This window comes from Halosimplex halobium (assembly GCF_051414055.1).
Lineage (GTDB): Archaea > Halobacteriota > Halobacteria > Halobacteriales > Haloarculaceae > Halosimplex > Halosimplex halobium.
Genome location: NZ_JBLKNX010000001.1, coordinates 132,635 through 157,375 on the forward strand (window position 1 = coordinate 132,635; position 24,741 = coordinate 157,375).

The 24,741-nt window shown below is 71.8% G+C and carries 20 protein-coding genes; 9 read left to right on the top strand and 11 right to left on the bottom strand.

Features of this window, described 5'->3' with window-relative positions:
- Positions 1-42 precede the first annotated feature (42 nt).
- Positions 43-1,560: a tryptophan 7-halogenase gene (locus ACMGFG_RS00705; protein ID WP_436928430.1), complete on the bottom strand. Its 1,518-nt coding sequence runs from the start codon at positions 1,558-1,560 to the stop codon at positions 43-45.
- A 193-nt stretch (positions 1,561-1,753) separates the two neighbouring features.
- Between ACMGFG_RS00705 and ACMGFG_RS00710 the strand changes: the two genes are divergently transcribed.
- A complete protein-coding gene (locus ACMGFG_RS00710; RefSeq protein WP_436928431.1) occupies positions 1,754-3,388 on the top strand; it encodes a potassium channel family protein in 1,635 nt (544 codons plus the stop codon).
- Positions 3,389-3,392: 4 nt separating this feature from the next.
- Here ACMGFG_RS00710 and ACMGFG_RS00715 read toward each other — a convergent pair whose 3' ends face one another.
- The 4 genes from ACMGFG_RS00715 to ACMGFG_RS00730 all read right to left on the bottom strand — a co-directional run bounded on the left by ACMGFG_RS00715 (position 3,393) and on the right by ACMGFG_RS00730 (position 9,708).
- Positions 3,393-5,360 (bottom strand): DUF7282 domain-containing protein, encoded by a 1,968-nt coding sequence (locus ACMGFG_RS00715; protein WP_436928432.1) that lies wholly within the window; start codon positions 5,358-5,360, stop codon positions 3,393-3,395.
- A 103-nt stretch (positions 5,361-5,463) separates the two neighbouring features.
- Entirely contained in the window at positions 5,464-6,636 is a 1,173-nt protein-coding gene (gene ftsZ, locus ACMGFG_RS00720; RefSeq protein ID WP_436928433.1) for a cell division protein FtsZ, read from the bottom strand.
- A 284-nt stretch (positions 6,637-6,920) separates the two neighbouring features.
- A complete protein-coding gene (locus tag ACMGFG_RS00725) occupies positions 6,921-8,321 on the bottom strand; it encodes a D-aminoacyl-tRNA deacylase (RefSeq protein WP_436928434.1) in 1,401 nt (466 codons plus the stop codon).
- Between the two features lies 1 nt (position 8,322).
- Positions 8,323-9,708, bottom strand: coding sequence for a calcium:cation antiporter family protein (locus tag ACMGFG_RS00730; RefSeq protein WP_436928435.1), 1,386 nt, complete (start codon positions 9,706-9,708; stop codon positions 8,323-8,325).
- Between the two features lie 129 nt (positions 9,709-9,837).
- On the opposite strand from ACMGFG_RS00730, the gene aroE reads away from it, so the two are divergent.
- From aroE to ACMGFG_RS00755, 5 genes are all read left to right on the top strand, one after another.
- Positions 9,838-10,698, top strand: a complete 861-nt coding sequence (gene aroE / locus ACMGFG_RS00735) for a shikimate dehydrogenase (RefSeq protein ID WP_436928436.1) — start codon at positions 9,838-9,840, stop codon at positions 10,696-10,698.
- A 150-nt stretch (positions 10,699-10,848) separates the two neighbouring features.
- Positions 10,849-11,427, top strand: coding sequence for a helix-hairpin-helix domain-containing protein (locus ACMGFG_RS00740; RefSeq protein ID WP_436928437.1), 579 nt, complete (start codon positions 10,849-10,851; stop codon positions 11,425-11,427).
- 55 nt (positions 11,428-11,482) lie between these two features.
- Positions 11,483-13,018, top strand: coding sequence for an aminodeoxychorismate synthase, component I (pabB, locus tag ACMGFG_RS00745; protein ID WP_436928438.1), 1,536 nt, complete (start codon positions 11,483-11,485; stop codon positions 13,016-13,018).
- A 106-nt stretch (positions 13,019-13,124) separates the two neighbouring features.
- Positions 13,125-13,742 (top strand): anthranilate synthase component II, encoded by a 618-nt coding sequence (locus ACMGFG_RS00750; RefSeq protein ID WP_436928776.1) that lies wholly within the window; start codon positions 13,125-13,127, stop codon positions 13,740-13,742.
- Positions 13,739-14,704, top strand: coding sequence for an aminotransferase class IV (locus ACMGFG_RS00755; protein ID WP_436928439.1), 966 nt, complete (start codon positions 13,739-13,741; stop codon positions 14,702-14,704). Before ACMGFG_RS00750 ends, ACMGFG_RS00755 begins: the two co-directional genes overlap by 4 nt.
- On the opposite strand, the gene ACMGFG_RS00760 is transcribed toward ACMGFG_RS00755, so the two are convergent.
- A complete protein-coding gene (locus tag ACMGFG_RS00760; protein ID WP_436928440.1) occupies positions 14,705-15,847 on the bottom strand; it encodes a saccharopine dehydrogenase family protein in 1,143 nt (380 codons plus the stop codon).
- A gap of 639 nt (positions 15,848-16,486) precedes the next feature.
- Between ACMGFG_RS00760 and ACMGFG_RS00765 the strand changes: the two genes are divergently transcribed.
- Positions 16,487-17,050 carry a class I SAM-dependent methyltransferase gene (locus ACMGFG_RS00765; protein ID WP_436928441.1) on the top strand — a complete coding sequence of 188 codons (564 nt, stop codon included), beginning with the start codon at positions 16,487-16,489 and terminating at the stop codon, positions 17,048-17,050.
- Positions 17,051-17,059: 9 nt separating this feature from the next.
- On the opposite strand, the gene ACMGFG_RS00770 is transcribed toward ACMGFG_RS00765, so the two are convergent.
- Positions 17,060-17,911, bottom strand: coding sequence for an endonuclease V (locus tag ACMGFG_RS00770; RefSeq protein WP_436928442.1), 852 nt, complete (start codon positions 17,909-17,911; stop codon positions 17,060-17,062).
- A 28-nt stretch (positions 17,912-17,939) separates the two neighbouring features.
- Complete coding sequence (locus tag ACMGFG_RS00775; RefSeq protein WP_436928443.1) at positions 17,940-18,878, bottom strand: rhomboid family intramembrane serine protease; 939 nt, start codon at positions 18,876-18,878, stop codon at positions 17,940-17,942.
- Between the two features lie 233 nt (positions 18,879-19,111).
- Between ACMGFG_RS00775 and ACMGFG_RS00780 the strand changes: the two genes are divergently transcribed.
- Positions 19,112-19,687, top strand: a complete 576-nt coding sequence (locus ACMGFG_RS00780) for a response regulator (protein WP_436928444.1) — start codon at positions 19,112-19,114, stop codon at positions 19,685-19,687.
- 127 nt (positions 19,688-19,814) lie between these two features.
- Here the strand turns inward: ACMGFG_RS00780 and ACMGFG_RS00785 are convergent, their stop codons facing one another.
- The 3 genes from ACMGFG_RS00785 to btuC all read right to left on the bottom strand — a co-directional run bounded on the left by ACMGFG_RS00785 (position 19,815) and on the right by btuC (position 23,356).
- On the bottom strand, positions 19,815-20,645 hold the full coding sequence (locus ACMGFG_RS00785) for a CAP domain-containing protein (protein WP_436928445.1): 831 nt from the start codon (positions 20,643-20,645) through the stop codon (positions 19,815-19,817).
- A gap of 153 nt (positions 20,646-20,798) precedes the next feature.
- On the bottom strand, positions 20,799-22,256 hold the full coding sequence (locus tag ACMGFG_RS00790) for an ATP-binding cassette domain-containing protein (RefSeq protein ID WP_436928446.1): 1,458 nt from the start codon (positions 22,254-22,256) through the stop codon (positions 20,799-20,801).
- On the bottom strand, positions 22,253-23,356 hold the full coding sequence (btuC, locus tag ACMGFG_RS00795) for a vitamin B12 ABC transporter permease BtuC (protein WP_436928447.1): 1,104 nt from the start codon (positions 23,354-23,356) through the stop codon (positions 22,253-22,255). Before btuC ends, ACMGFG_RS00790 begins: the two co-directional genes overlap by 4 nt.
- 64 nt (positions 23,357-23,420) lie before the next feature.
- On the opposite strand from btuC, the gene ACMGFG_RS00800 reads away from it, so the two are divergent.
- Entirely contained in the window at positions 23,421-24,686 is a 1,266-nt protein-coding gene (locus ACMGFG_RS00800) for a PGF-CTERM-anchored ABC transporter substrate-binding protein (RefSeq protein ID WP_436928448.1), read from the top strand.
- The last annotated feature ends 55 nt before the right edge of the window (positions 24,687-24,741 follow it).

Sequence of the window (24,741 nt, forward strand, 5' to 3'; positions counted from 1 at the left end):
GGACCTCACCGTCGGCCGGGGCCTTCGCTGGGCGACGGCCGCTCAGTGCTGGCCGAGCGCGCCGTGGTAGAACTCCCGGTGGTCGTAGTGGTCGGCCACGTCCTCGCGGATCGACCCGTAGTGCTGGTCGACCGCCCGGCGCGTCCGGTCGTCGACCTCGAAGTCGTGAGACTCGTAGAACTCCGAGGTGGCGCCCATGTTGCGCATCAGCGCGTAGAAGTTCAGCGGCCGGAAGAAGAGCAGCTCGTCGTGCTCGTCGTGGTACATCATCGGGTCGACGTGGGCGTCGAAGCCGTTGCGGTCGAACTCCTCGATCAGCATCTCCGTCCGCGGGCTGAGCTCGATCGACTGGGCCGCGTCCCAGAACTCCGTGTCCCCGTCGGCGTAGGCGTAGTGGACGCTGATGAAGTCGTAGATGGACTCCCAGGTGTTCCGGACCCAGGCGTTGTACCGCTCGCGAACCGCGTCGTCGTCCACGCGGCCGTGGCCCGACAGCAGCGTCGCGAGCGTGACCGACGCCTTCGCGTTGGCGGTCAGCCCCGTCGACTGCAGCGGCTCGACGAACCCCTCGGCGTTGCCGACGGCCACGCAGTTCTCCACCCACGCCCGTTCGTGATACCCCGAGTCGAACTCGTATTTCACCACGTCGTCGGCGTCGATCCCATCGCAGTGAGCCACGAACTCCTCGCGGGCCTCGGCCTCGGAGACGTAGTCCGACGCGTAGACGTAGCCGCGGTCGCGGTTGTCGTAGGTGTCGATCTGCCAGAACCACCCCGCCTCGCCCGTGTCGATCACCGTCGCCGGCACCACGTCCGCCAGGTCGATCTCCGACCGGGCGTTGAGCGCCGTGTCCAGCGGCAGGGGGAACTCGCGGAAGTCGTCGCTCTGCTCGCCCTTGAGCACCCGCGAGAAGCCCGTCGCGTCGACGTACAGGTCCGCCTCGTAGGCCCGGTTGCGGCTCCGGAGCCGTCTGATGCGGTCGTCGGCCACGTCGACGGTGACGATCTCGTCGTCGACCAGCGCGATCCCCCTGTCGAGACACAGGTCCCGGAGGAACTCGTTGAACCGCTCGGTGTTGAGGTGGTAGGCGACGTTCTCGTACTTGCGGTTGCCACCTTCCCGCGGCGAAAAGTACCAGGGCGACTTCCCCTGGGCGACCAGCTGCTCGCACTTGGACTGGTGGTCCTCGCTGTCGTGGAGATCCGAGTAGTAGAAGTAAAAGGCCTCGTTGATGTCTCGCTCGTCTGGGTTGGGGAACTTCCGGTTCTGGTCGAACGGGTAGTGGAAATCGTCGTAGCCACACCAGTCGCGGAAGTACACCGACGCCTTCCACACCGGTTTCACTTCCTCGACGAACGACTGCTCGTCGATGTCGAGGTTGTCGTGCAGGATGTGCTGGATCGCCAGGAACGTGCTCTTGCCGACCTGCGGGATCTCCTGGCCGAAGTCGTCGACCACCGACACGTCCAGACCCGGGTTCATCTGTTTCAACGCCAGTGCCGCCAGCAGCCCCGAGTCCCCGCCCCCAACCACGGTCACGTCCTCGATGCGCTCGCTCATCGTTCACGTACCCGGTTGGGCGATCTTATGAATCTATTTCAGCGCGAGGAACAGGTCCGCTCGGTGGTGCGAACCGGGCGGCGGCGGCTGCGTCGACCCGTCACCACCGCGCCCGTATCTGCCGCCGTTCACCGCTCGGTCCGGCGGATCCGTTCCCAGAACCGTTTTACGGGCCAGCGGTAACCACACGGGTATGAACACGTGGCAGCGCCGGTCGGTCATCTACACCGGCGTGCTCGCCCTCTCGATGTACGCCTTCACGGTCGTCTACCAGTACGGGATGGCGGCCTTCGAGGGCGACCCCAAGACGTTCCTGGAGGCGCTGCAGTTCGTCGTCGAGACGTTCACGACGACCGGCTACGGCGCCCAGGCGGGCTGGGAGTCCGCGGCGATGCTCGCCCTCGTCATCGTCATGGACGTGACCGGGACCGTGATGATCTTCCTCGCGCTCCCGGTGGTGGCGTTCCCGGCCTTCGAGGAGGCGCTGTCGACGACCGTGCCCACGGCGGTCGAGAACGGCCACGAGGACCACGTGGTCGTCGCCACGTACACCCCGCGCGTCGAGACGCTCATCGGCGAGCTCGACGCCCAGGGCGTCGACTGGGTGGTCGTCGAACCGGACCGCGACCGCGCGACCGACCTCTACGAGGAGGGCTACGACGTGATCCACAACGACCCCGACTCCGCCGACGGCCTCGCCGCCGCGAACTTCGCGGACGCGCGGGCGCTCGTCGCAGACGTGTCCGACCAGGTCGACGCCAGCATCGTCCTCACCGCCAAGGAGATCGACGAGTCGACGCGGGTCGTCAGCGTCGTCGAGGAGCCCGACCGCGCCCGCTACCACGAGCTGGCCGGCGCCGACGCGGTGCTGTCGCCGCGCCCGCTGCTGGGCGAGAGCCTCGCCCGGAAGGTCACCGCCAGCGTCTCGACGGACCTGGGCAGCAAGGTCGAACTCGGCGAGGACTTCGACATCGTCGAGCTGCCGGTCCACCGCGGGGCGGAAGTGGCCGGGCGCACCCTCGCCGAGAGCGGGCTCCGCGAGCGGGCCGGCGTCAACGTCATCGGCGCCTGGTTCGACGGCGAGTTCGAGAGCCCGCCCACGCCGGACTCGGTCATCGAACCCGGGACCGTCCTGCTGATGACCGGCCCCGACGCCCAGCTGGAGGGGCTGGCCGACCGCACCCGCTCGGAGGTGCGCCGGCACACCTCCGGCGAGACCGTCGTCGTCGGCTACGGCGAGGTCGGCCGCACGATCACCGAGGTCCTCGACGACGCCGACCTGCCCTACACCGTCGTCGACAAGGAGGAGGGTCCGGGCGTCGACGTGGTCGGCGACGCCACCGACCCCGAGGTGCTGGAGCGGGCCGGGCTCGGGGACGCGCGGTCGGTCATCCTCGCCATCCCCGACGACACCGCCGCGGAGTTCGCGACGCTGGTCGTCCGCGACGAGAGCCGGCGCGTCGAGGTTATCGCCCGCGCCGAGGAGGCCGAAGCGGTCCAGAAGATGTACCGCGCCGGCGCCGACTACGTCCTCGCCCTGGGGACCATCACCGGCCGCATGGTCGCCTCCGCCGTCCTCGAAGACGAGGACGTGATCTCGCTGGACACGCAGGTCGAGGTCGTTCGCACGCGCGCTCCCGGCCTCGCCGGCACCACGCTGGGCGAGGCCGACGTGCGCGCCCGCACCGGCGTCACTGTCGTCGCCGTCGAACGCGACGGCGAGGTGGTGACGGATCTGGGCCCCGACTTCCGCGCTCGTAGCGGCGACGAACTCATCGTCGCCGGCCCCGACGAGGCCACCAACCGGTTCACCGAAGTGTTCGGCTGACCGGTCAGCGGCGACTGCCGCGACGAGCAGCCAATACGACCGTTCCGACCAGTCCGACCAGCGCCGCGAGCACGCCGAAGCCCGGGCCGTCGGCGGCGGTCGCCCCGACCGTCCGCTCGGGTCTCGACGTGTCCGTGGTCGACGGGGGCGCGGGTGTCACTCCGGTATCGACGTGGACGGTGGCCGTCGACGGCGGCGGTGCGGTCGACGGATCGCTCGGCGTCGCCGTCTGGGACTCGGTCGTCACCGACGGCTGGAACGGGGTCGGTGTCGCCGTGGCCGTCCCCGTCGGCGGCGAGTCGGCCGTCGAGCCCGTCCGCGGGACCGTCGCGCCGACGGCTCGCATCGAGTCGGCGTACGAGCGGTCGGCCGAGGCGAAGTAGCTCCCGTCGCCGTCGGAGTCGTGCGCCAGGTAGACCCGGAGGTGCGAGTCGCCGGCTGTGGCTCCCTCGCTGACCGGCACGCGGAGCCTCTCGTGGGTGCCCGCGTCGAGGTACTCGGTGCTGCCGACGACCGCCCCGTCGGCCGCCCGCTCGACGGCGACGAACCCGCCGTCGGGCAGTGTCGCGCTCGCGACGCGGACCGTCCCGTTCGCCGCGGGATCGTCCGCTAACTCGACGCTCGCCCGCGGCGAATCGACCGGCGCCCGGTGGTCGTCGAAGCGGTACTCGCCGGGGTAGTCGGGGTCGGTCGGCGCGAGCGCGAGGTCGACTTCGGTGCCCGGTTCGACGCCGGAGAGGTTCAGCGACGCCCGGAAGACCCGTCTCTGGGACCCGTAGTTGCCTATCTCGGCCGTCTCGCGGGTCACGACGGCGGTGACGTTGCGCGGCGTCTCGATCCCGGCCGCGTCCGTGACGCTGACGGTCACCGCCGTCCCGGGGGCGACGGTGGTGTAGCCGGTCACAGTCTGGCTCGGTCCCGCGGCGAAGCCGGGGGTCAGACGCTCGTCCTCGCTGTGCGACAGCGTCGCCTCCGGCCAGGTGACGTGAAACTCGGCGGTCCGGTTCGGCTCGCCGATGTCCCCCGGATTCAGCCGGCGCTCGCCGTCGACGACGAACTGGGGAACCATCTCGTCCCCGTAGTAGTTCGGCTCGTCGGTCCGGCGTTCGTTCTCCAGGCCGTAGGAGTGGGGCACGCCCGCCAGTTGCGCGACGACGTAGTAGGTGTCCGTTCCGGGGTCGGCGACGACCGCGTCCACGGTCGAGCCGTTCAGATGCGAGTACTGCCGGGCCCGCATCGGCGACGGGTGCTTGGCAGCGACCCGGACTGAGGTGTTCGGCCGGTCCAGGAACGCGCGGAACCGCGTCTCGTCGCTGATCCCCGGTTCGTCGGCGACCGCGCCGGCGATCCCGGGGGCGGACAGCCGGAGGACGAGCGCGTCCGTCTCGGCGACGCGGTCGGTCCGCGTGAGCCACCCCTCGGCCCGACCGCGCTCGACCGCGGCCGGCGAGTCGATACGGTCGGCCGCCGACCCCGGCGCGACCATGACCGTCGCGTTCGCGAGCCCCGGGTCGGTCAGCCGCAGGTCCGCGGTGTCGGCGGGCTCGCCGGCGGTGCCGTTCGCGTAGGCCGCGATGCGGTAGGAGTCGTCCGGGAGCGCGCCGGTGTCCGCCCCGACGACCGAGAGCGTATCCCGGCCGTCGACGGCGAACACGTCGCTCGCGTTCGCGCCCGCCCCTGCGCGGTGGGTGTTTATCGACAGCCCGATCCGTCCGTCGGCGATCCGGTCGGTGAGGTTCAGCCGGTGACGGTCCCCGTCTGCGCCGTCGAGCACGAGCGTGACCGACTCGCCGCGCGGCACCGAGAGCGTGAACTCGGCCACGTCGCCGCGGGCCTGTTCGACGGCGTCCTCCTCGATTGCGACCCGGGAGTCGACGGCCCCGCCGGCGGCGACGGTGACCGCGACAACCCCGAGCGCGACCGCGAGACCGACGGCGACCGCGACGGTGGAGGGCGAGCGAGCGGTGACCATGGCCCCGCGTTCACGATCCGCTCAAAAGTGTTTTGTGGCTGTCAACGAGTGCGCGACGCCGCGGCTCCCGACCGGAGGAAAATGCGGAGAATCCCGGGGGAGATTACTCGACGTAGTCGATGTCGTCGCCGAGTTCCTTCGAGGCGCGCTCCTGCTCGGCCTCGCTCTTGCCGTAGATCTGGGGGCTCTCGACGCCCGTCACCACGATCATCGTCTCCATCTTGCCCTCGAACTGCTGGTTGACGCTCGCGCCCCAGATGATGCGGGCGTCGGGGTCGATGCGGTCGTAGATCTCCTCGACCACACCTTCAGCTTCCTCGATGGACATGTCGGGGCCGCCGACGACGTTGACGAGCGCGGAGTTGGCGCCGTCGAACTCCACGTCGAGCAGCGGCGAGCGCAGCGCCGAGCGGATCGAGTCCTGGGCCTTGTTCTCGGAGTCGGACTCGCCGAGGCCGATCATGGCGACGCCGCCGTTCTCCATGATGGTGCGAACGTCGGCGAAGTCGACGTTGACGAGGCCGGGCTTGGTGATCAGCTCGGTCATGCCCTTGACCGAGCGCATCAGGACGCGGTCGCAGATCTTGAACGCGTCCTGCAGGGGCATCGACGGCGCGTAGTCGAGCAGGCGGTCGTTCGGGACGACGATGACGGTGTCCGAGACGGCCCGCAGTCGCTCCAGACCGGCGTCGGCGTTGGCCCGCCGGCGCTCGCCCTCCGCGGTGAAGGGGATGGTGACGATGGAGATGGTGAGCGCACCCTGGTCCTGGGCGGCCTGGGCGACGACAGGAGCCGACCCCGTCCCGGTCCCGCCGCCGAGGCCCGCGGTGACGAACACCATGTCCGAACCGTCGATGGACTGCTGGATGTCCTCGAGGTTCTCCTGGGCGGCCTCCTCGCCGATCTTCGGGACGGAGCCGGCGCCGCGGCCGCCGGTGCGCTTGCGGCCGATGAGGATCTTCGTGTCGGCCTTGACCTCGTCGGCGAGGTGCTGGGCGTCCGTGTTGGCCGCGACGAGCTTCGCCCCGTGGATCCCTTCCTCCATCATCCGGGTGACCGTGTTGCCGCCGGCCCCCCCGCAGCCGACGACGGTGATCTTCGTCTCCAGATCTTTGACCACGTCGGCCAGTTCCTCGTCGGACATCTGCCCCGACGTGGACATCTCGTCTGTCCCCGTCGAACCCCCCGTATCCCCCCGCTCCTGGGGCTCCTGCTCGGCCGCCTCCTCCCGCTCCTGCTCGGCCTCGTCGATCGCGTCGTCGATTATAGAGTCCATATTTAAGTTTCCGTTGCTGGGCAACATTTATTAAGCTTCTCCCGCGCGTCAGACGCCTGACTGACGCTCGGTAGCACGCCCGTACTCCACCGTTCACCCGTGTAAGCCTCCCTTACTCCCGCGGACGGTCGTTTCGGGGTGATCTCCAGGTGAAACGGTGGCTCGGCGGGTCACGCGCCGGGTGCGTTTCGACTGGGGATCCGATACGTGCGCGGTGGTTGCGGGATCGGAACGGGGCGCGGTCGGGGCGGGACCGTGGTCGCGAGGGTCGGTCAAGCGACGGACTACTCCGACAGGCCGTCGACTGGGAAGCGGTGCTCGCGCTCGACGTGGACCACGGCGGGATCGATCTCCTCGCCGTCGACCGTCACGGGTTCGCCCTCGGCGAGTCTGCCGAGCTTCGGCCCGTCCGGGACGCCGAGCGTGCGGGCCCGTTCGGGGTCGAACGCCGACTCCCGGGCGACGACCGTCCCCTCGGCGCGCTCGACGGTCTCGTACTTCGCTTCGAGGACGGCGGCGAGTCCCTCGACCAGCGCCGCCCCGTCGCGGTCGGCGTCGACGAGCGCCCGACCCTCGGCGCGGGTCCCGCTCTCGGTCGTCTCGAAGGCGACCGTCGCCCGCTCGACCGCCGCGCGGGCCGCCTCGTGGTCGATCCCCTGCGCTTCGGCGAGCAGGTCGTCGGGGAGGGCGACCGTCTCCAGGTCCCCGCCGTCCGGGTCGCCCTCGTAGCCGGCCGCGCGCTCGCCGAACCGGACGCCTGCCTCGACGCTCCCCAGCCGGTCCTCGACGGCGGCCACGAGGGCGAGCGGGACGCCCGTCGTCTCGCGGACCCACGTCTCGCTCACGGCGCGGTAACCCAGGTCATCGACCACTCCTTCGAGGTCGGGGCGGTCGCCCTCGACGACGGCGTAGTCCGCGGCGCTCGCCGCGAACGCCCGGCGGATCACCTCGCGGTTGCGCTCGGGGTCGCCCATCGCGTCGAGCCCCCAGTCAGGGGCGACATGGCCGACCGCCCAGTCGGTCTCGGCGAGGATCCGCTCGAAGCGGGGCGCGTAGTGGCCGCCGCCGAACCCGACGAGGTAGCGGCGGGTGCCGTCCTCGTCGGGGGCGTCGGGGTCGGTCCCGCGGAGCGCGAGGATGGCCCGTGCGACCGCCTCGGCCGCGTCGGGGTCGCCCCACTGCGGTTCGTCGCTGCCGACCTCGACGAACATCGAGGGGACGCCCACGTCGGTCGGGCCGTGGTGGGTCGCCTCCATCCCGACCTCGTAGCCCTCGGGGGCGTGCTCGCGCAGGGCCGCGAGGACGCGCCGGTGGGCGTTCGGGCAGGCCCGCGCGAACGCCCCCGGCTCGCCACCGTACTCGGCGGGGCCGAAGTTGCCGGTGTGGTGGGCGGTCAACAGCGGCCCCGTCTCGCCGGCGTGGCGGGAGGCGAAGACGAGCAGGTCCGGTTCCGTACGGCCCTTCGCGCCGTCGACGCGGCCGAACGCGTCGGCGACGCCGTCCAGATCCAGATGCAGGGCGTCGAACGCCCGCAGTTCGACCGAGTCGGTGCGGTAGACGGTCCCGCCGCCCTCGGCGTCGGGGCGGGAGCCGTCGGTGTGTTCCGTCCAGTCGGTGACCGCGCGCAGGCGCTCGCCGATGTGGACCGAGGCGGAGTCGTCACGGGAGACGGCGACGGCGAGCATCTCAGTCGGCGAACTCCGGGTGGACCGGCTCGCGGCCGAGCGCGGTGCGGCCGGCGTCGGCGGCCAGTCCGAGCATCCGTTTCAGCGCCTCCCGGCGGAGGGCGAACAGCGCGGTCCCGATGAGGCCGTAGGCGGCCGTGTAGGCCAGCAGGAGTTCGTAGGACGACACCGGCATCGCGAACAGGTCGCGGATGATGACGAACTCCAGGGCCACCTGCGAGATGAACAGGACGAAGATCGTCAGCGCCTCGCGGACGCTGATCTCGAAGTCGACCAGCACGGCCAGCGCGAAGTAGCTCTGGGCGGCGGTGATCCAGATCTCGGCGGCCTGCTTCTGGTCGAACGGGAGCACGCCGTACTGGCCGTAGGCCAGCGAGAAGACGACCGAGAGCGTCCCGATGAGCAGCGTCCACTGGTTGAGCTTCGAGGAGATCAGGGCGTTGAACCCGGCGGTCGAGCGGGCCTTGTTCACGAGGACGACCACGACGATGAGTTCCGGACTCTCGGAGGCCAGCGGCGCGATCCACTGGATCATGAAGAACTCGGGGATGCCGTTGTTGACCCCGATCTGTTCGAGGCCGTGGGCGAACGGCTCGACGGCCGAGAAGATCATCGCGCCGGAGTAGGCGAACAGCGCGAGGACGACCATGGGGCGCCAGGGGAGCGACCACGACTGGAAGTACTGGGGAACGCCGACGTGTTCCTCCTCGGTGTCCACGTCGCCGCGGATGATGATGAGGATGTAGGTGACGTAGAGGCCGACGAGCAGGGCGGTGTCGAGCGCGTCGATGCCGCCGCCGAGGGGGACGAAGAAGGCCCACAGCGTCGCGAGAAAGAGGAAGGCGACCTCGGTGGCGATGCTCCGGTCGAGCGTGACGGCGTCGGCGAGCCACCCTTCGCGGTCGCGGACTGCGGGGTCGCGGGTCCTGGCGGCCCGGTAGACGGTGAAGACGGCGATACCGGCCCAGCCGACCCCGATGAGGATGCGGTTGGCCCCGGTCATGTTCGCGACCGCGAGGTTGGCGTCGTGGCAGGCCCGCGCGAGCTCGGTGGCGCCGGCCTCGATGGTAGCCGGCGTGAGCTGCTCACACGCTGCGGTCGTCGCGCCGCCCGCCCCGGCGCTCCAGGCGTACAGCGCGTCGACCGCGTACTCGGGGGCGACCGCCAGCACCGCCAGGACGGCGATGGCGAACGCCCGCGGCACGTCCTTCTCGGCGGTCTCGGCGCCCCACGCGAGCAGGAACGAGGCGCCGAGGACGGCAACGCCGCTGACGGCGACGGTCGGGACGGTGCCCAGGTCCGTGCCGGTGAGGACGGCCGCGACCCACCCGGCCGTCAGGGCGAGCGCGCCGGCGACCTGTACCAGCGGATGACTGAGGCGACTCACTGTGTTGCGCCACGACACCTCCGCTTGAAACAGTTGCGAATCCGGCGTGACCGGCCGCTCTCCCGATCCGAGCCGAACGAGCCGAGCCGAGACGGAACACGTTTTGTCGGCGGCCCCGCTGGGGCCGATATGGACGTCTACGGACTCATCGGCAACCCGGTGGGCCACTCGCTGTCCCCGCCGATGCACGAGGCGGGCTACGAGGCGCTCGACATCGACGCCCGCTACGTCACGTTCGAACCGCCGAAAGACGGGGCCGCCGCGGCGGTCGAGGGCGCCGCCGACCTCGGCGTCGCCGGGCTGAACGTCACGATCCCGTTCAAGCAGGACGCCCTCGCGGCCGTCGAACCGGACTCGCTGGCCCGCCGCATCGGCGCGGTCAACACCGTCGACTTCTCCGGCGACCGGATCACGGGCCACAACACCGACGCCGTCGGGGCCACGCGAGCGCTCCGGGCCCACGACGTGGACCTGTCGGGGACGGCCGTCGTCGTCGGCGCCGGCGGCGCCGGCCGCGCGGTCGCGTTCGGCCTCGCCGACGAGGGGATGACCGTCCGGGTCGCCAACCGCACCGAGTCGAAGGCCCGCGGCCTGGCCGCGGACGTGCGAGGCGAGGGGGCGGACGCGGACGGGGCCGCCGAAGACGCGACCGCCCCGGACGGAGTGGACGCCGACGCGACGGGCCACGGCCTCGACGCCCTCCCCGAGTTGCTGGCCGACGCGGACGTGCTGGTCAACGCGACCAGCGTCGGGATGGAGTCCGACGAGACGCCGGTCCCGGCCGACGCGCTGCACGGCGACCTGGGCGTGCTCGACGCGGTCTACCGGCCGCTGGAGACGCGACTCCTGCGGGACGCCGCCGACGCGGGCGCGACCACCGTCGACGGCGCCTGGATGCTGCTGTACCAGGGCGTCGCGGCGTTCGAGCGGTGGACCGGCCGCGAGGCGCCGGCCGACGCCATGAACGAGGCGCTGCGCGACCGGCTCTGAGCCGCAGCGGCGGCGCTCGGCGGCCCGTTCGGAGCACTCTCGCGGCGGTCGACGCCCGGGCCACCGCCGAGCCGTCGGCGGAAACGGCCGGTCCTGTCCCCCGAGCGAGTGCAGAAAGACGTTAAGTGATGGGGTCCGCTATTGCTCCCCATGGGGCTCATCGAGCGTATCAAGTCCGCACTCGGGCTGGGCGCGTCCTCTTCGACTTCCCAGCCGGCAGCGTCCGCCACCGACGGCCCGTCGCCGGGCGAGGACCCCGGCGCGGGCGACGGGGCGGCCGGCGACGGCGTCGACGTGACCGTCGAGCACGAACCCGCGACCGCCAGCGAGGACGCGGTCAAGGGGACCGACACCGCGACCGACTCGCCGACCGAACCGACCGACTCGGCCGACGAGGGGGAGACAGACGCCGAGGACGACGGCGACACTGGGGACGCCGACGCCGAGGTCGAGACCGCCGACGCCGAGGAGCCGGACGCCGCCGAAACCGGCGACGCGGACGCCGCCGAGATCGACGACTCGTCGACCGAGGCGCCGACCGACCCCGCGCCCGACGCGGAGCTGGAGGACATCAAGGGGATCGGGCCGGCCTACGCGGAACGGCTGCGCGACGCGGGCGTCGACGGCGTCGGCGGCCTGGCAGAGGCCGACCCCGCGGCGCTGGCCGAGGAGACGGACATCGCCGAGTCGCGCGTCGAGAACTGGGTCGAACAGGCGAAGCTCTACTGACCGGTCCCGCCGGGGACCGAAAACCGGTTATCTCCCCCGTGCTTCTCCCGTACCAATGCCGAGGGTCGTGACCGACCGGGCCGCCTTCGAACGCGCCGCGGCGTCGGCCCCGGCCGGCGCCCGCGTCCCCGTCGAGGTCCGCGTGTCCGTGACCGACCCGTTCGACGCCTACCGCCGCGCCCGCGACGGCCCCGGCGGGTTCCACCTCGAAACCACCGGCGGCCAGTCCGGCTGGGGCTACTTCGGCGTCGACCCCGTCGACCGCGTCACGGTCACCGCCGACGAGGCCGCCAGCGCCCCCGGCGGCGAGTCGCCGAGCGTCGACGCGCTGGTCGACCGGCTCGCCGCCGAGTCGCTGGTCCGCGGGGACTGCGACGTGCCCTACCCCTGCGGCGCCGTCGGGTGGCTCTCCTACGACGTGGCCCGCGAACTGGAGAGCCTTCCCGACTCGGCCGACCGCGACCGCGAACTGCCGCGCCTGCAGATCGGCGTCTACGACCGGATGGCGGCCTGGGAGGAACCCCGCGAGGGCGAGGAGACGACCCTGCGGATCACCGCCTGTCCGCGGGTCGGCGGGGACGGTGTCGTCGGCGGTGACGACGCCGACGGCGACGCCAGCGGGACGGTCGCCGACAGCTACGACCGCGGCCGCGAGCGGGCGCTCGACCTCGCCCGGGCGGCCGTCGAGGGCGACCCCGAAGTGGGGGACCCGCCGGTCGCGGCCGACGAGGCCCGCTTCGAGAGCGACTGCGGCCGAGCGGCCTTCGCCGACCGCGTCCGCCGGGTCAAGGAGTACATCCGCGACGGCGACACGTTTCAGGCCAACGTCTCCCAGCGGCTCACCGCCCCCGCCGCGGTCCACCCCGTCGCCGCGTTCGACGCGCTCCGGACTGTGAACCCCGCGCCCTACTCGGCCCTGCTGGAATTTCCGGGGGTCGACCTGGTGAGCGCCAGCCCCGAACTCCTGCTGGAGCGGGAGGGCGAACGGCTCCTGACCGAGCCAATCGCCGGCACGCGCCCGCGCGGCGAGACAACCGAGGAGGACGAGTTCCTCGCGGAGGACCTGACGAGCGACGAGAAGGAGCGCGCCGAGCACGCGATGCTGGTCGACCTCGAACGCAACGACCTGGGGAAGGTCAGCGAGTACGGCTCCGTCGAGGTGAGCGAGTACCGCCGCGTCGACCGCTACTCGGAGGTGATGCACCTCGTCTCGCTCGTCGAGGGGCGCCTGCGCCCCGAACACGACCTGGGCGACGCCGTCGCGGCCGTCTTTCCCGGCGGGACCATCACCGGCGCGCCCAAACCCCGGACCATGGAGATCATCGACGAGGTGGAGTCGACCCGCCGGGGACCATACACCGGGAGCGTCGGGATCTTCGGGTTCGACGGCCGCGCGACGCTGAACATCGTGATCCGGACGCTCGTTGGCTACGGCGAGGAGTACCACCTCCGCGTGGGGGCCGGGATCGTCCACGACTCGGTGCCCGACCGGGAGTTCGAGGAGACGCTCGACAAGGGCCGGGCGCTCGTGACCGCCGTCGACGCGGCGCTGGGCGACCGCGCCGCCTTCACGGTGGAAGACCATGACTGAGCCGTCCGCGCCCGGCGTCGGGAGCGTCCCGTCCGTCGACCCTGGCTCCACCGCCGACGGCGACCGCCTCGCCGCCGACGCGACCGCCGTCGACCGCGTCGATGGGATGACGGTCCTCGTCGTCGACAACTACGACTCCTTCGCCTACAACCTCGTCCAGTACGTCGGCGAGGTCGTCACGACCGCCGACTGGCTCCCCGAGGTGACTGACGGCGAGGTCATCGTCCGCCGCAACGACGCCGTCGACGTGGCCGGGATCCGCGAGATCGACCCCGACGCCATCGTCGTGTCTCCGGGTCCGGGCACCCCCCAGGAGGCGGGCGTCTCGATGCCGATCTTCCGCGATCTGGACTACCCCGCGCTCGGGGTCTGCCTGGGCCACCAGGCGCTGTGTGCGGTCGCCGGCGCACCCGTCGGCCACGCCGAGGCGGTCGTCCACGGCAAGCCCTCCACCGTCGGTCACGACGGCCGCGGCGTCTTCCGGGCGCTGCCCGACCGCTTCGAGGTGGGGCGATACCACTCGCTGGCCGTCGAGCGCGCGGACCTGCCGGACGTGCTCGAAGAGTCGGCCCATACCGACGACGAGGCCGACGTGTTGATGGCCGTCCGCCACCGCGAACGGCCCCACGTCGGCGTCCAGTTCCACCCCGAGAGCATCCTCACCGAACACGGTAAACAGATGATAGAGACGTTCTGCCGCATGAGTCTGGAGGGATCGCTGTGAGCGACGACGGCCTCACCTACCACGTGAACGGCGACCTCGTCGCCGCCGACGAGGCGACCGTCTCCGTCCGCGACCGGGGGTTCATGTACGGCGACGGCGCCTTCGAGACGCTTCGGGTCTACGCCGGCGAGCCCTTCGAGTGGGTGGCCCACCGCGACCGGCTCCGGCGGACCGCCGAGACGCTGGGGTTCGCCGACGCCGTCCCCGACGACCTCCGCGAGCGGGTGGCGGAGACGCTGGCCGCCAACGACCTCGACGACGCGTACTGCAAGGTGTCGGTGACTCGGGGTGCCCAGCCGGGGAAGCTCACGCCCGACGCCGACGTGGACCCGACGGTCGTCGTCTACGTCGCGCCGCTGGGCCGCGGCGGCGTCGAGGGCGACCCCGTCTGGGACGAGCCGGCGACCGTCCAGACCGTCCGGACGCGCCGCCCGCCCGCCGAGTCGTTCCCGGCGGACGCCAAGACGCACAACTACCTCCCGGGCATCCTCGCCCGGCTAGAGCTCCGGCGAGCAGCAACCGAGGAGTTCGCCGCCGACGAGGCCGTGATGCGGACGACCGACGACTACCTCGCCGAGGGCGCGGCGAGCAACCTCTTCTTCGTCGACGGCGGGACGCTGAAGACGCCGAGCGCGGACCTGCCGATCCTCCCCGGCGTGACGCGGTCGGTCGTGATAGAGCTGGCCGAGTCGGAGGGGTTCTCGGTGCGGACGAGCCGGTACACGCTCGACGACCTGCGCGAGGCCGACGAGGTCTTCCTCACCAACTCCACCTGGGAGGTTCGCCCCGTCACGAGCGTCGACGGCATCGATGTCGATATCGGCCCGATGACGCGGCTGCTCGCGCGGCTGTTCGACGAGCGCGTCGAGCGCGAGCACTACGGCGGCGACGGGAGTGAAGAACCGGCCGATGGCAAAGCACCGGCCGATGGCGAAACACCGGCCGACCGCGACGAGGGGTAGTCAGTCCGAGTCGGCGGCCGCTCCGTCTGCGTCGGTGACGGGCTCGTCCGTCCGCTCGACGCCCTCGATATCGAGGATCAGGTCCGGGCCGAAGGCGCCGGCGGGCGTCCGGAACCCGGTCGGCGCCTCACCCGCGGCGACCCGTTCGGCGATCTCGACGGCCGTCAGTTTCGTCAGCCGGTAGGTCTCGGGCGCGACGAGTCGCGAGACCGCCCGCTCGCCGTCGGCGGCCTCGACCTCCCCCCGCTCGCGGCCCTGCCGCTCGCTTCGAGGCGCTTCCGATCGTCGCGCCTCGCCCCAGACGTAGGTCTCGCCCTCGCGGCGCTCGCGCTCGTCGGGACCCTCGACGCTGGCGTCGACCAGCGAATCGAGCAGCGACCGCACGGAGCCGGCACTGGCGACCGACCCGAGGAACTGACTGACGCGGACGACCGGCGGCGCCCACGACGGGACGGCTGTGTAGACGGTCACGTTCCCGATCCCGGTCGTGTGGTAGGCGGTCGATACGTCGCCCCAGGGGACTGCCATCGCGGTCCGCTCGCCCCGGCCGAAGTCGACTCGTCGTGTTTCGCCCCCGACCGGCACTGACTCGATGCGGCCCGCCCGCCGGACGGCACCGCCCTCACCGAGGCCGCGGACGACCGTCTTCGCGGTGCCCGGGGAGATCTCGCCCGACGCCTCGAACCCCAGCGCGAGCCGGTCGGCGTCGGGTAGCCGCTCTGCGAGGTGGGCCGCGAGGCAGTCCGTCGGGACCACGTCGAAGCCGACGCCGGGGAGGACCGTGATCCCCGCCTCGTCGGCCTGTTCGTCCTCGGCGGCGAGTCGCTCGAACACCTCGATCTCCCCGGTGATGTCGAGGTAGTGGGTGCCGGTCCGCAGACAGCCCTCGACCACCGGCTCCGCCGTCTCTGCGAACGGCCCCGCGCAGTTGAGGACCGCTTCGACCTCCTCCAGCGCCAGGTCGAGCAGCCGCGGCTCGTCCAGCGCGAACACGCGCTCCTCGCAGCCCTGCCGGATCGCCTGGTTCTCGACGGCGTCGCGGTCGCGGCCGGCGACGACCACGTCCAGTCCCCGGTCGGTCGCCTCGTCGACGACCAACCGCCCGGTGTAGCCGTACGAGCCGTAGACGAGGATATCCGCCATGGGTCCGGGTTCGCCGGAGCGAGGGTTAAGGGTGGGGGTCCGCCATCAGACGGTGTTGGCCAGTCGAATGCCGTCGGCGCGCGCTGGAGCGCGCGTTCATGCGCGCGACCGTAGCCGCGCGAGGGATGAGCACCGCACGCCGAAGGCGCGCGGAGCGCAATCGGCTGGGGAGGTTCGTGGCCGTCTGCGGTGCTGTGCGGGGCAGTTGCGGTCCCTGGTGTCCGCGCGAACGTGTGAGCGCGGGCTCGGGAGAGCGTGCTCTCCCGGTGGACTGAAAGGGCGAGGCGCGCTCGCGCTTGTGCAGTCGCCTGAGCGGGCACTATCCGCGCGGTGCGAGGCGCTCGCGCCTCGAAGCGAACGGCTGTGCCGTGAGCGGGCGGTGCGGAGAGCGCGGATATCCCGCCTCAGCGACCGCGAGCGCGGCGAGGGCTTTCACCACTTGCTGTCGAATGCGGTAGAAACTCCAGCTAGCGAGCCCGCCGAGGGCTTTCAACGCTCATTCCCGACTGCGGTACCGTTCACACAACCCCGTTTCGGGCCAGATCACTCAAAAACAACCGAGACACTCGCACGGAAACCGACCACCATCGCTGCAACGTGACGGGAGCTATATCACCGCACGGCCACAACTCCGAAGTGATGGGTCACCACACCTTCCCCGCGGCCGACGCCGACCGACTGGAGGACGCCGCGCGCCGGTACCGCAACTGTTCGGCTGAGGAACTCCTGTGGGCGCTCGACCCCGATCCCGACGACGCAGTCGTCGACGTTGGGAGCGGCACGGGCTTTTTCACCGACGACGTGGCGCCCCGCGCCGGCACGGTCTACGCCGTCGACGTGCAGGCGGCGATGCACGACCGCTACCGCCAGAAGGGCGTCCCGGAGAACGTCGAGCTCGTCACGAGTGGCGCCGACGACCTGCCGTTCGACGACGGCGCGCTAGACGGCGCGTTCGCGACGATGACCTACCACGAACTCCCTGGCGAGACGGTCGAGGAACTCGCCCGCGTCCTTCGGCCGGGTGGCCGCGTCGCCGTCGTCGACTGGACCGCCGAAGGGCCGGGCGAGCGCGGCCCACCCCTCGAAGAGCGCTACGACGCCGACCACGCCGCCGCGGCGTTCGAGGACGCGGGCTTTTCCGTCGACTTCCGGGCGACCCGCGCGGAGACGTTCCTGCTCGCCGCGACGCTCGGCGAGGAATGACCGAGCGCGCTACTCCAGCTGCTCGCGGACCTCGGCCTTCACTTCGTCGGCGTACCCGTCGGCCAGCCGCGTCGGCTCGGGCAGCTTGTACCCCCCCGCGCAGGCCAACACCATGTCGGCGGCGGTGTCGGCGCTCACGCGGTGGCCGGGGCTGACGACGAGGGGGTTGACGTACCGATCCGAGTTCTCGAACTGGCGGGTCTGGACGGCGTCGCCGATGTGCGTCCCGGGCTCGGCGGTCTCAACGTCGTCGTCGGCCTCGATGGCGATGCGGGCACCCTGAGGGAGTTTCCGGTCGAGCGACTCGCGGGGAGTGCCACAGAGCAGGTTCTTGGCGACGCCCACGGTAGGCAGGTCGAGCGTGACCCCGATGTGGGTCGCGATGCCGGCCTCCCGGAAGTGGATGCGACCGCTGCCGTCGACGAGCGCGACGTCCGGGTCCCGCTCCAGCGCCGCGAACGCCGAGAGGATGGCCGTCCCCTCCCGGAAGCTCAGCAGGCCGGGGATGTAGGGGATCTCGACGGGTTCGACGGCGTGGACGCGCTCGACCACCTCGCTACCGCCCAGGACGACGACGGCGCTGACGGCGTGGTCGTCGACGAACGCCTGGTCGACGCCGGCCACGAGTGGCGGGCCGTCCGCCGGGGTCGCCGACTCCGCGCCGTCGGTCGCGTCGGCGAGGCTGGCCTGTGCGTCGTCGGTGGCGGTGTCAGTGTCCCCGCCCTCGCCGCAGATCCGGGCGGGGTCGACGGGGAGGTCGTCTTCGAAGACGGCGCTCCCGGCGATCTCGCGCTGGAGCGCCTCCATGTCTTCCCGGGAGAGCGAGGCGTCGGGGACGAACTCGGGGCGGACGACCTCCATCAGCGGGCCTCCATCGGAACGACCCCCATCAGAACGGGCCGCGGCCGCCGGGGCCGCCCGGTCCGCCGGGACCGCGCCCGCCGGCGCCGAACTGCAGCTGGTCGGGGATCCGGTGGCGACCCTTGACGTGCTGGCCGTACAGCAGGCCGACCCCGAGCCCGAGGAGGTGGGCGAGCTGTGCGGTGCCGCCGGCGCCGATGCCGGTCGACAGGATCTGGAAGACGGTGTAGCCGGTGTAGCCGACGGTCAGCAGCCACAGCGGCACCGGGACCAGGAAGTAGAGGTACACCGTGAGGTTGGGGTTGAGGACGGTGAGCACGGCCATGATGGCCAGGCCCGCGCCGCTGGCGCCGAGGACGCCCGCGGCGACGCCCGGCTGGGGGATCCCGCCGTACTGGTAGATCTGGAAGCCGACCTGGCCGAGGCCGGCGAGCGCGCCGCTCCCGAGGAACAGGACCGCGAAGTCGCGGGACCCGACGTAGTCCTCGACCAGGCGGCCGAAGAAGTAGATCACGATGCTGTTGATCCCGATGTGGCCCAGCCGTCCCGGCGCGTGGGCGAACACCGAGGTGAACCAGGTCCAGACGTACTCGGGGTTGGCGGGCGAGAGGACGAAGATGGCCTCGTGGAGGCCGGCGGGCCCGAACAGGAGGACGACGTGCTGGAGCAGGAAGGTGATCCACATCAGCCCGAGGAAGACGTAGGTCATGTTCCCGCGGAAGTAGCCCAGCGGGCCGCCGGGGCCGGTCTCGATGCCCAGGCGGTCGCTCAGGCCGCCGCTCCCGGAATCGTCGGCGACGCTGTCGTCGAAGCCGCTGTCGAAGACCCCGCCGGGGTCTTCCCAGTTGTCCAGCCCCGGACAGCCGTGGTTCTCGGGGAGGCGGTGTTCCGCACAGAACGTGCCGCCGCAGTGGCGACACTGGTACGGCATGTTCTCCTGCTTGCCGCACTCGTCGCACCTCGACATTACCCGCTCTTGGGAGGGTACCGGCAAAGGGATTGTGTTTGGCCCACCCTACCGCGGTCGAACTGCACCCCGACGGTGTCGTCCCCGCCGCCCCCGGGCGACCGACGCCCGTCGACCGCGGGGTCGGGCGGCCGCCCGAACCCGTTCGCCCCCGTGGACGGCCGACAGCCCGACGATCGGTGCGTTGGCCGGCACCCACGCACTTACATAGGATCGCCGCATCAGATCACGGCGTGAACGAGACGAGTACCGAGCCGCGGGTGCTCATCGTCGACGACGAGGCCGAGGTCGCCGACGTGTACGCGCTGCGTCTCCGCGACGAGTACGACACCGAGACGGCCTACGGGGGCGAGGAGGCACTGGAGGCGGTCGACGAGTCGGTCGACGTGGTCCTGCTCGACCGGCGGATGCCGCAGGTCTCCGGCGACGAGGTGCTGTCGACGATCCGCGAGCGGGGCCTGGACACGCGGGTCGTCATGATCACCGCCGTCGACCCGGACTTCGACATCGTCGACATGCCCTTCGACGACTACCTCTGCAAGCCCGTCCAGAAGGACGACCTGGTCGCCGCCATCGAGCAGCAGCTCACCGCCAGCCGCTACGACGACCGGCTCACCGAGTACCTGGAGGTCTCCTCGAAGATCGCCCTGCTGGAGGCCGAGAAGACGGAGGCGGAGCTCGACGACAGCGACGAGGTCGGCCGACTCCGCGAGCGCGCCGAGTCGCTGCGCGACGAGATGGACGACGCGCTCGCCGAGTTCGACGACTTCCAGGCCGCGTTCAACGAGATCAGCCGCCACCCCGAGTGACTCCCGTTCTCGCCGGGACGCTCGTAATCTGTGAGCGCCGCGAGGGCCGCGTCGACGGCCGACGGACCCGGAACAACGGCCGACCCCGGCTCAGCAACCGATTCCCTCCTCAGCAGACGATCCCCGCTCAGCAGACGTTCGCGGTGACGAACACGTCGTTGCGCCGGGTGATCTCGACGCCGACGCCGATCTCGTCGGCGTTCGGGTAGGTCAGCCGCGGTCGGTAGGTCTCCGTCTTCCACCACGCGTCGACGACGGCCCGGGCGACCGCGCGCTCGTCGCCGTTGAACTGGCGGGTCCCGTTGTCGCGGTAGGGTTCGCCGGCGACGGTCCGCCCGACCGCCTCCAGGGCGTTGCCGTCGGCGGTCCGGAGCGTGGTGCCGTCCGGTGACGACCACTTGCAGCGGTCGTAGAGCTCGTGCTCACGGTAGCGCTCGACGCTGGTCACGCCGTCGATCCGGTGGATCGCCTCGCCGACGTTTGCCATCTGGACGCTGTGGCCCCGCGCCATCTCGGTGAGCCGGTCGACCCCCTTGCCCTCGTTGTCGAGCGGGTCCAGCCCGGCGTCCGCCCGGCGCTCGTTGATGTACTCGCCGACCAGCCGCTCGATCTCCCGCTCGTCGAACGCCTCGGCGGGGATGTCCGTCAGCGCGGGCGTCGCCGTCGGCGTGGGCGTCGGGGTCGGTGTCGGCGTGAGGGTCGGGTACGGCGTCGGCGTCGCGGTCGCCGTGGCCGCCGCCGTGCCCGTCCCCGTCCCGGCGGCCGCCGTTCCAGTCGTCGTCGGAGCCAGCGTCGGCAAGTCCGTCGCCTCGACGGCCGTCGCCGTGTCCGGCTCCCCCGTCACCGGCGCGTTCGGCTGGCTCAAGGCGGCGCCGACGAGCACCGCGACGACGACCAGCGCGACCGCCCCACCCCCCGCGACCAGCAGCGTCGGCTTGTTCACGTCTACGTCCACCATAGTCGGGAGTCTGTACGACACCCATTAACTGTTGTGTCCACGAGACGGCGGCCGTGGGCCGCCGTCCCCACCCGACGACCCGGCAGTCGGCCGCCACGATGGCCTGTCACTTCGGTGGTCGCCGGCCTCGATAGCCGAAACCGTCCCCGCAACTCAGTCGTCGGCCGAGACGGACCGGTCGAGCGCGCGCCGGACGCCGGCCGCCACCGTCTCCGGGGTCGCCCGCGCGGCGGCCTCGACGGCCGACCGCTCGCCGTCGGTTCCTCCCGTTCGACCGACACGCGTCGCCCCGTCGTCGCGCTCGCCGACTTCGCCGGCCCGCCCGTCGCGTCCGGTGTTCACGTCCCGCCCGGTCCCCGTCTCTCGTCCCGGCCCGCCGAGTTCGGCCGTCGCGCTCGCGGGGTCGTCGTCGGCCGCGACCCGGACCACCGGGTCGTGGTCGCGGGCGAGCGCCCGGAGCGCGTCGGGCAGCGGTTCGACGACCACGACCGCGTCGGCCGCCGCCAGGCAGTCGCGGGTCGCGGCCGCCGCCTCGCCGTCGAGCCCGTCGAAGGGGGGCGCGGTCACCGTCTCCGCCGCGAGTTCCCGGGCCGTCTCGGCGGCCACGTCGCCGGGCGGGAGCGCGCCGACGGTCACCGTCGCGCCAGCGGTCGCGAGCGCCGAAACCACGCGGGCCGTCCAGGGCCCGGTCCCGAGGACGTGCACCCGCCGGTCCAGCTCGCCCGGCTCCGGCAGCGCCGTCACCGCGGGCGTCCCGGTCACCGGGTTCGAGCGGACGACGGCGTCGGTGTCGAAGGCGGCGCCGACGGTGTCGGCGGTCAGCACTTCTCCGGGCGGCCCGACCGCCAGCAGGTCGCCGTCGGCGAGGACGGCCAGCCGGTCGCAGAACCGGGCCGCCAGGTCGAGGTCGTGGATCGCCGCAAGCGCCGCCTTGCCCTCCGCCTCCGCGAGGTCGGCGACGAGTTCGAGCGTCCGGACCTGGTGGTTCACGTCGAGGCTCGCCGTCGGCTCGTCGAGGACCAGGGCGGGCGTCTCCTGGGCCAGCGCGCGCGCGAGTACGACGCGCTGGCGCTCGCCGCCGCTCAGGGAGGCGACCGACCGGTCGCGGAAGCGCTCGGTGTCGGTCCGTTCGAGCGCGCGGTCGACCGCCTCCCCGGCGTCGGGGTCGCCGCTGAACCGCCCGTGGTAGGGCGTCCGCCCCATCTCCACGATGTCCTCGACGGCGAAGTCGAAGGCGACGGTCGTGTCCTGGGGCACCGTCGCGACCAGCCGACTCGCCGCCCGGGAGGACAGATCCGCGACCGTCTCCCCGCCGACGCGGACCCGTCCCGAGTCGGGTTCGAGCACGCCGTTGATCGCCCCCAGCAGCGTCGTCTTGCCGGCACCGTTCGGCCCGACGAGGCCGACGAACTCCCCCGACGCGACCGACAGCGACACCTCCGACAGTACCGACAGGTCGCCGTAGGACAGCGACACGCCCTCGACTTCGAGGAGCGGGGCGTCGGCGGCCGCCGCCGGATCGGTGCCGGCCAGCGTGAACTCGTCTCCCGACCGGTCCTCCGTCTCGTCGCCCAGGAGTCCGTCCAGCGCGTCCGGCAGGTCGGGCGTCACAGCGAGTGCACCTCCCGTGTCCGGAGGAGATAGAGGAAGAAGGGCGCGCCCAGCGCGGCGGTGACGATGCCGACGGGGACCTCGACGCTCCCCGACCGGGCGACGGTGTCCGTGGCGACGAGGACGGCCCCGCCGGCGACGGCGCTCGTCGGGAGCAAGATTCGGTGGTCGGGGCCGACGAGCAGCCGCATCATGTGCGGGACGACGAGGCCGACGAAGCCGATTGAGCCGGCGACCGCGACCGCCGCCGCGGTGAGGACGCTGGAGACCGCCAGCAGGACGCGCTTGGTGCGTTCGACCTCGATGCCCAGCGTGTGGGCGTCGGCCTCGCCGAGCAGGAGGACGTTCAGGTCACGGCCGTAGGCGGCCAGGACGCCGAAGCAGGCCGCCGCGACGGGGACTGTGACCGCCACGTCGGTCCAGACGGCGTTGCGGAGCAGCCCGCCCATCAGCCAGTACAGCGCCTGCTCGAGGCTCTCGCCGGCCCGCAGGAGGAGGTAGGAGACGACCGCGCCCAGCAGCGTCTGGACCGCGACCCCCGCGAGCAGCAGCGTCGCCGTCGGCGTCCGCCCGCCCTCCGTGGCGATGAGGTAGACGGCGAACGCGCTGACGACGGCGCCGACGAACGCGGCCGTCTGGAGGGCGTACGGCCCCGAAAAGGAGAGGGCGATGGTCGCGACCGCGCCCACCGCGGCGCCGGAGGAGACGCCGATGATCGAGGGGTCGGCCATCGGGTTGCGGAAGAAGCCCTGCATCACGGTGCCGGCGGCGGCCAGCGAGAAGCCGACGATCGCCGCCAGCGCGATCCGCGGCAGGCGGATCCGCCGGACGATCGTCTCGCTGGTCGCGTCGACCGGGAACGAGAACAGGTAGGTGTAGGAGGGGTCGGGGACCGGGACGGTCGCCGTGGCGCCGAACAGCGCGACCGTGCCGCTGCCGACGGAGACGCCGGTCGGGACGCCGACGGCGTTGAGCGCCGCCTTCGCGACGGTCGCAAGCGGGACGCTCACCGGGCCGACGGTGGCGCTGACGAGCGCGACGGCCACCAACAGTCCGGCCAGTCCCGCCGACCACCCCGCGGCCCGCGTCCGGACTGCCATGCTGCCCTCAAGTCTGGTTGCAGTAGGTAAATATTTATTGCAAAGGCCCGCACCGCCGGACGCCATGAGAGACGCGACGGCAGTCGTCGGTGCCGCGCTGGTGGTGCTGGCGGCGGTGGGCGCAGTGCCCGCCGCTGCCGGCGCCGGCGCGGCCGCGGCTCCATCGGGTGCGGGTGTGGCGAGCGGGAGTTCGCTCGCGGACACCCACTGCACGTATCCGATGACCGTCACCGACGCGACGGGAACGGAGGTACGGATCGACGAGGACCCCGACCGGCTCGCCGCGCTGGCCCCCAGTGCGGCCCAGATCCTCTGGAGCATCGGCGCCGAGGACGAGACGGTCGCGATGCCCCAGGACTACTACCTGGGCTACCTCAACGACACCGAGGGCAAGACCGACGTGGTCAACGACGACGGCTCGATCAAAGTCGAGTCCGTGATCGGCGCCGAACCCGACCTCGTGCTCGCGCCGAACGTCGTCCCCGACGAGACCGTCGAGACGCTGCGATCCAGCGGCCTGACGGTCTACAAGTTCGAGGGCGCGGCCTCCCTGGAGGACGTGTACGAAAAGGTCGAACTGTACGGCCAGCTGACCGGTAACTACGAGGCGGCCGGCCAGGTCAGCGCACGAATGCAGGGCGAGGTCCAGGCGGTCCGTGACGCCGTCAGCGGTCAGGAGAACCCCCGCGTGTTCTTCCACCTCGGCGGCGGCTGGACCGCCGGCGAGGACACGTTCGTCGGCCAGATCGTCGCCGCGGCGGGCGGCGACAACATCGCCGCCGGCGAGATCAACACGTCCAACGGCTACGGCACGCTCAGCAACGAGATCATCACCGAGCGCGACCCCGAGTGGATCGTCCAGAACGGTCAGTTCGGGTCCGTCCCGAACACCCCGACGTTCAACGGGACGACCGCGGTGCAGGAGGGGAACGTCGTCCGCGTGAACCGCAACTTCATGACCCAGAACGGCCCGAAGAACGTCGAGGCGCTGAAGACGATCGCGCAGGCGCTCCACCCCGAGGCCTACGGGGAGATCGACTTCTCGGCCGTCGAGACGCCCCAGCCCGCGACGTGTGCGACGCCGACGCCGACCGCGACGGCGACCGACTCGGGCGGTGACGCGACCGAGACGGCCGGGATGGACGGCGACGGGACCGTGACGGCGACGATGATGGACGCCGACGGGACCGCGACGCCGACAGCCGAGTCCGAGGACGGCGCGGCGTCGCCCGCCCCGGAGACGACCGCCAGCGGCGACGGCGCCGGCTTCGGCGCCGCGACGGCGCTCGTCGCCCTGCTCGCGGGCGCGCTGCTGGCCCGCCGCCGGTAGCTTCGGTACCGGTTCCGATCTTTCGACGGAGTGTCGAGTGACGGGACGAAGCCAC

Excerpts from the sequence above, each read along its gene's own strand:
- ACMGFG_RS00800 (WP_436928448.1), top strand. The coding sequence starts at position 23,421 with ATGAGAGACGCGACGGCAGTCGTCGGTGCCGCGCTGGTGGTGCTGGCG.
- ACMGFG_RS00740 (WP_436928437.1), top strand. The coding sequence starts at position 10,849 with ATGGGGCTCATCGAGCGTATCAAGTCCGCACTCGGGCTGGGCGCGTCC.
- ftsZ (WP_436928433.1), bottom strand. The coding sequence starts at position 6,636 with ATGGACTCTATAATCGACGACGCGATCGACGAGGCCGAGCAGGAGCGG.
- ACMGFG_RS00710 (WP_436928431.1), top strand. The coding sequence starts at position 1,754 with ATGAACACGTGGCAGCGCCGGTCGGTCATCTACACCGGCGTGCTCGCC.
- aroE (WP_436928436.1), top strand. The coding sequence starts at position 9,838 with ATGGACGTCTACGGACTCATCGGCAACCCGGTGGGCCACTCGCTGTCC.
- ACMGFG_RS00770 (WP_436928442.1), bottom strand. The coding sequence starts at position 17,911 with ATGGAGGTCGTCCGCCCCGAGTTCGTCCCCGACGCCTCGCTCTCCCGG.
- ACMGFG_RS00715 (WP_436928432.1), bottom strand. The coding sequence starts at position 5,360 with ATGGTCACCGCTCGCTCGCCCTCCACCGTCGCGGTCGCCGTCGGTCTC.
- pabB (WP_436928438.1), top strand. The coding sequence starts at position 11,483 with ATGCCGAGGGTCGTGACCGACCGGGCCGCCTTCGAACGCGCCGCGGCG.
- ACMGFG_RS00760 (WP_436928440.1), bottom strand. The coding sequence starts at position 15,847 with ATGGCGGATATCCTCGTCTACGGCTCGTACGGCTACACCGGGCGGTTG.
- ACMGFG_RS00765 (WP_436928441.1), top strand. The coding sequence starts at position 16,487 with ATGGGTCACCACACCTTCCCCGCGGCCGACGCCGACCGACTGGAGGAC.
- ACMGFG_RS00750 (WP_436928776.1), top strand. The coding sequence starts at position 13,125 with ATGACGGTCCTCGTCGTCGACAACTACGACTCCTTCGCCTACAACCTC.
- ACMGFG_RS00705 (WP_436928430.1), bottom strand. The coding sequence starts at position 1,560 with ATGAGCGAGCGCATCGAGGACGTGACCGTGGTTGGGGGCGGGGACTCG.
- ACMGFG_RS00785 (WP_436928445.1), bottom strand. The coding sequence starts at position 20,645 with ATGGTGGACGTAGACGTGAACAAGCCGACGCTGCTGGTCGCGGGGGGT.
- btuC (WP_436928447.1), bottom strand. The coding sequence starts at position 23,356 with ATGGCAGTCCGGACGCGGGCCGCGGGGTGGTCGGCGGGACTGGCCGGA.
- ACMGFG_RS00725 (WP_436928434.1), bottom strand. The coding sequence starts at position 8,321 with ATGCTCGCCGTCGCCGTCTCCCGTGACGACTCCGCCTCGGTCCACATC.
- ACMGFG_RS00775 (WP_436928443.1), bottom strand. The coding sequence starts at position 18,878 with ATGTCGAGGTGCGACGAGTGCGGCAAGCAGGAGAACATGCCGTACCAG.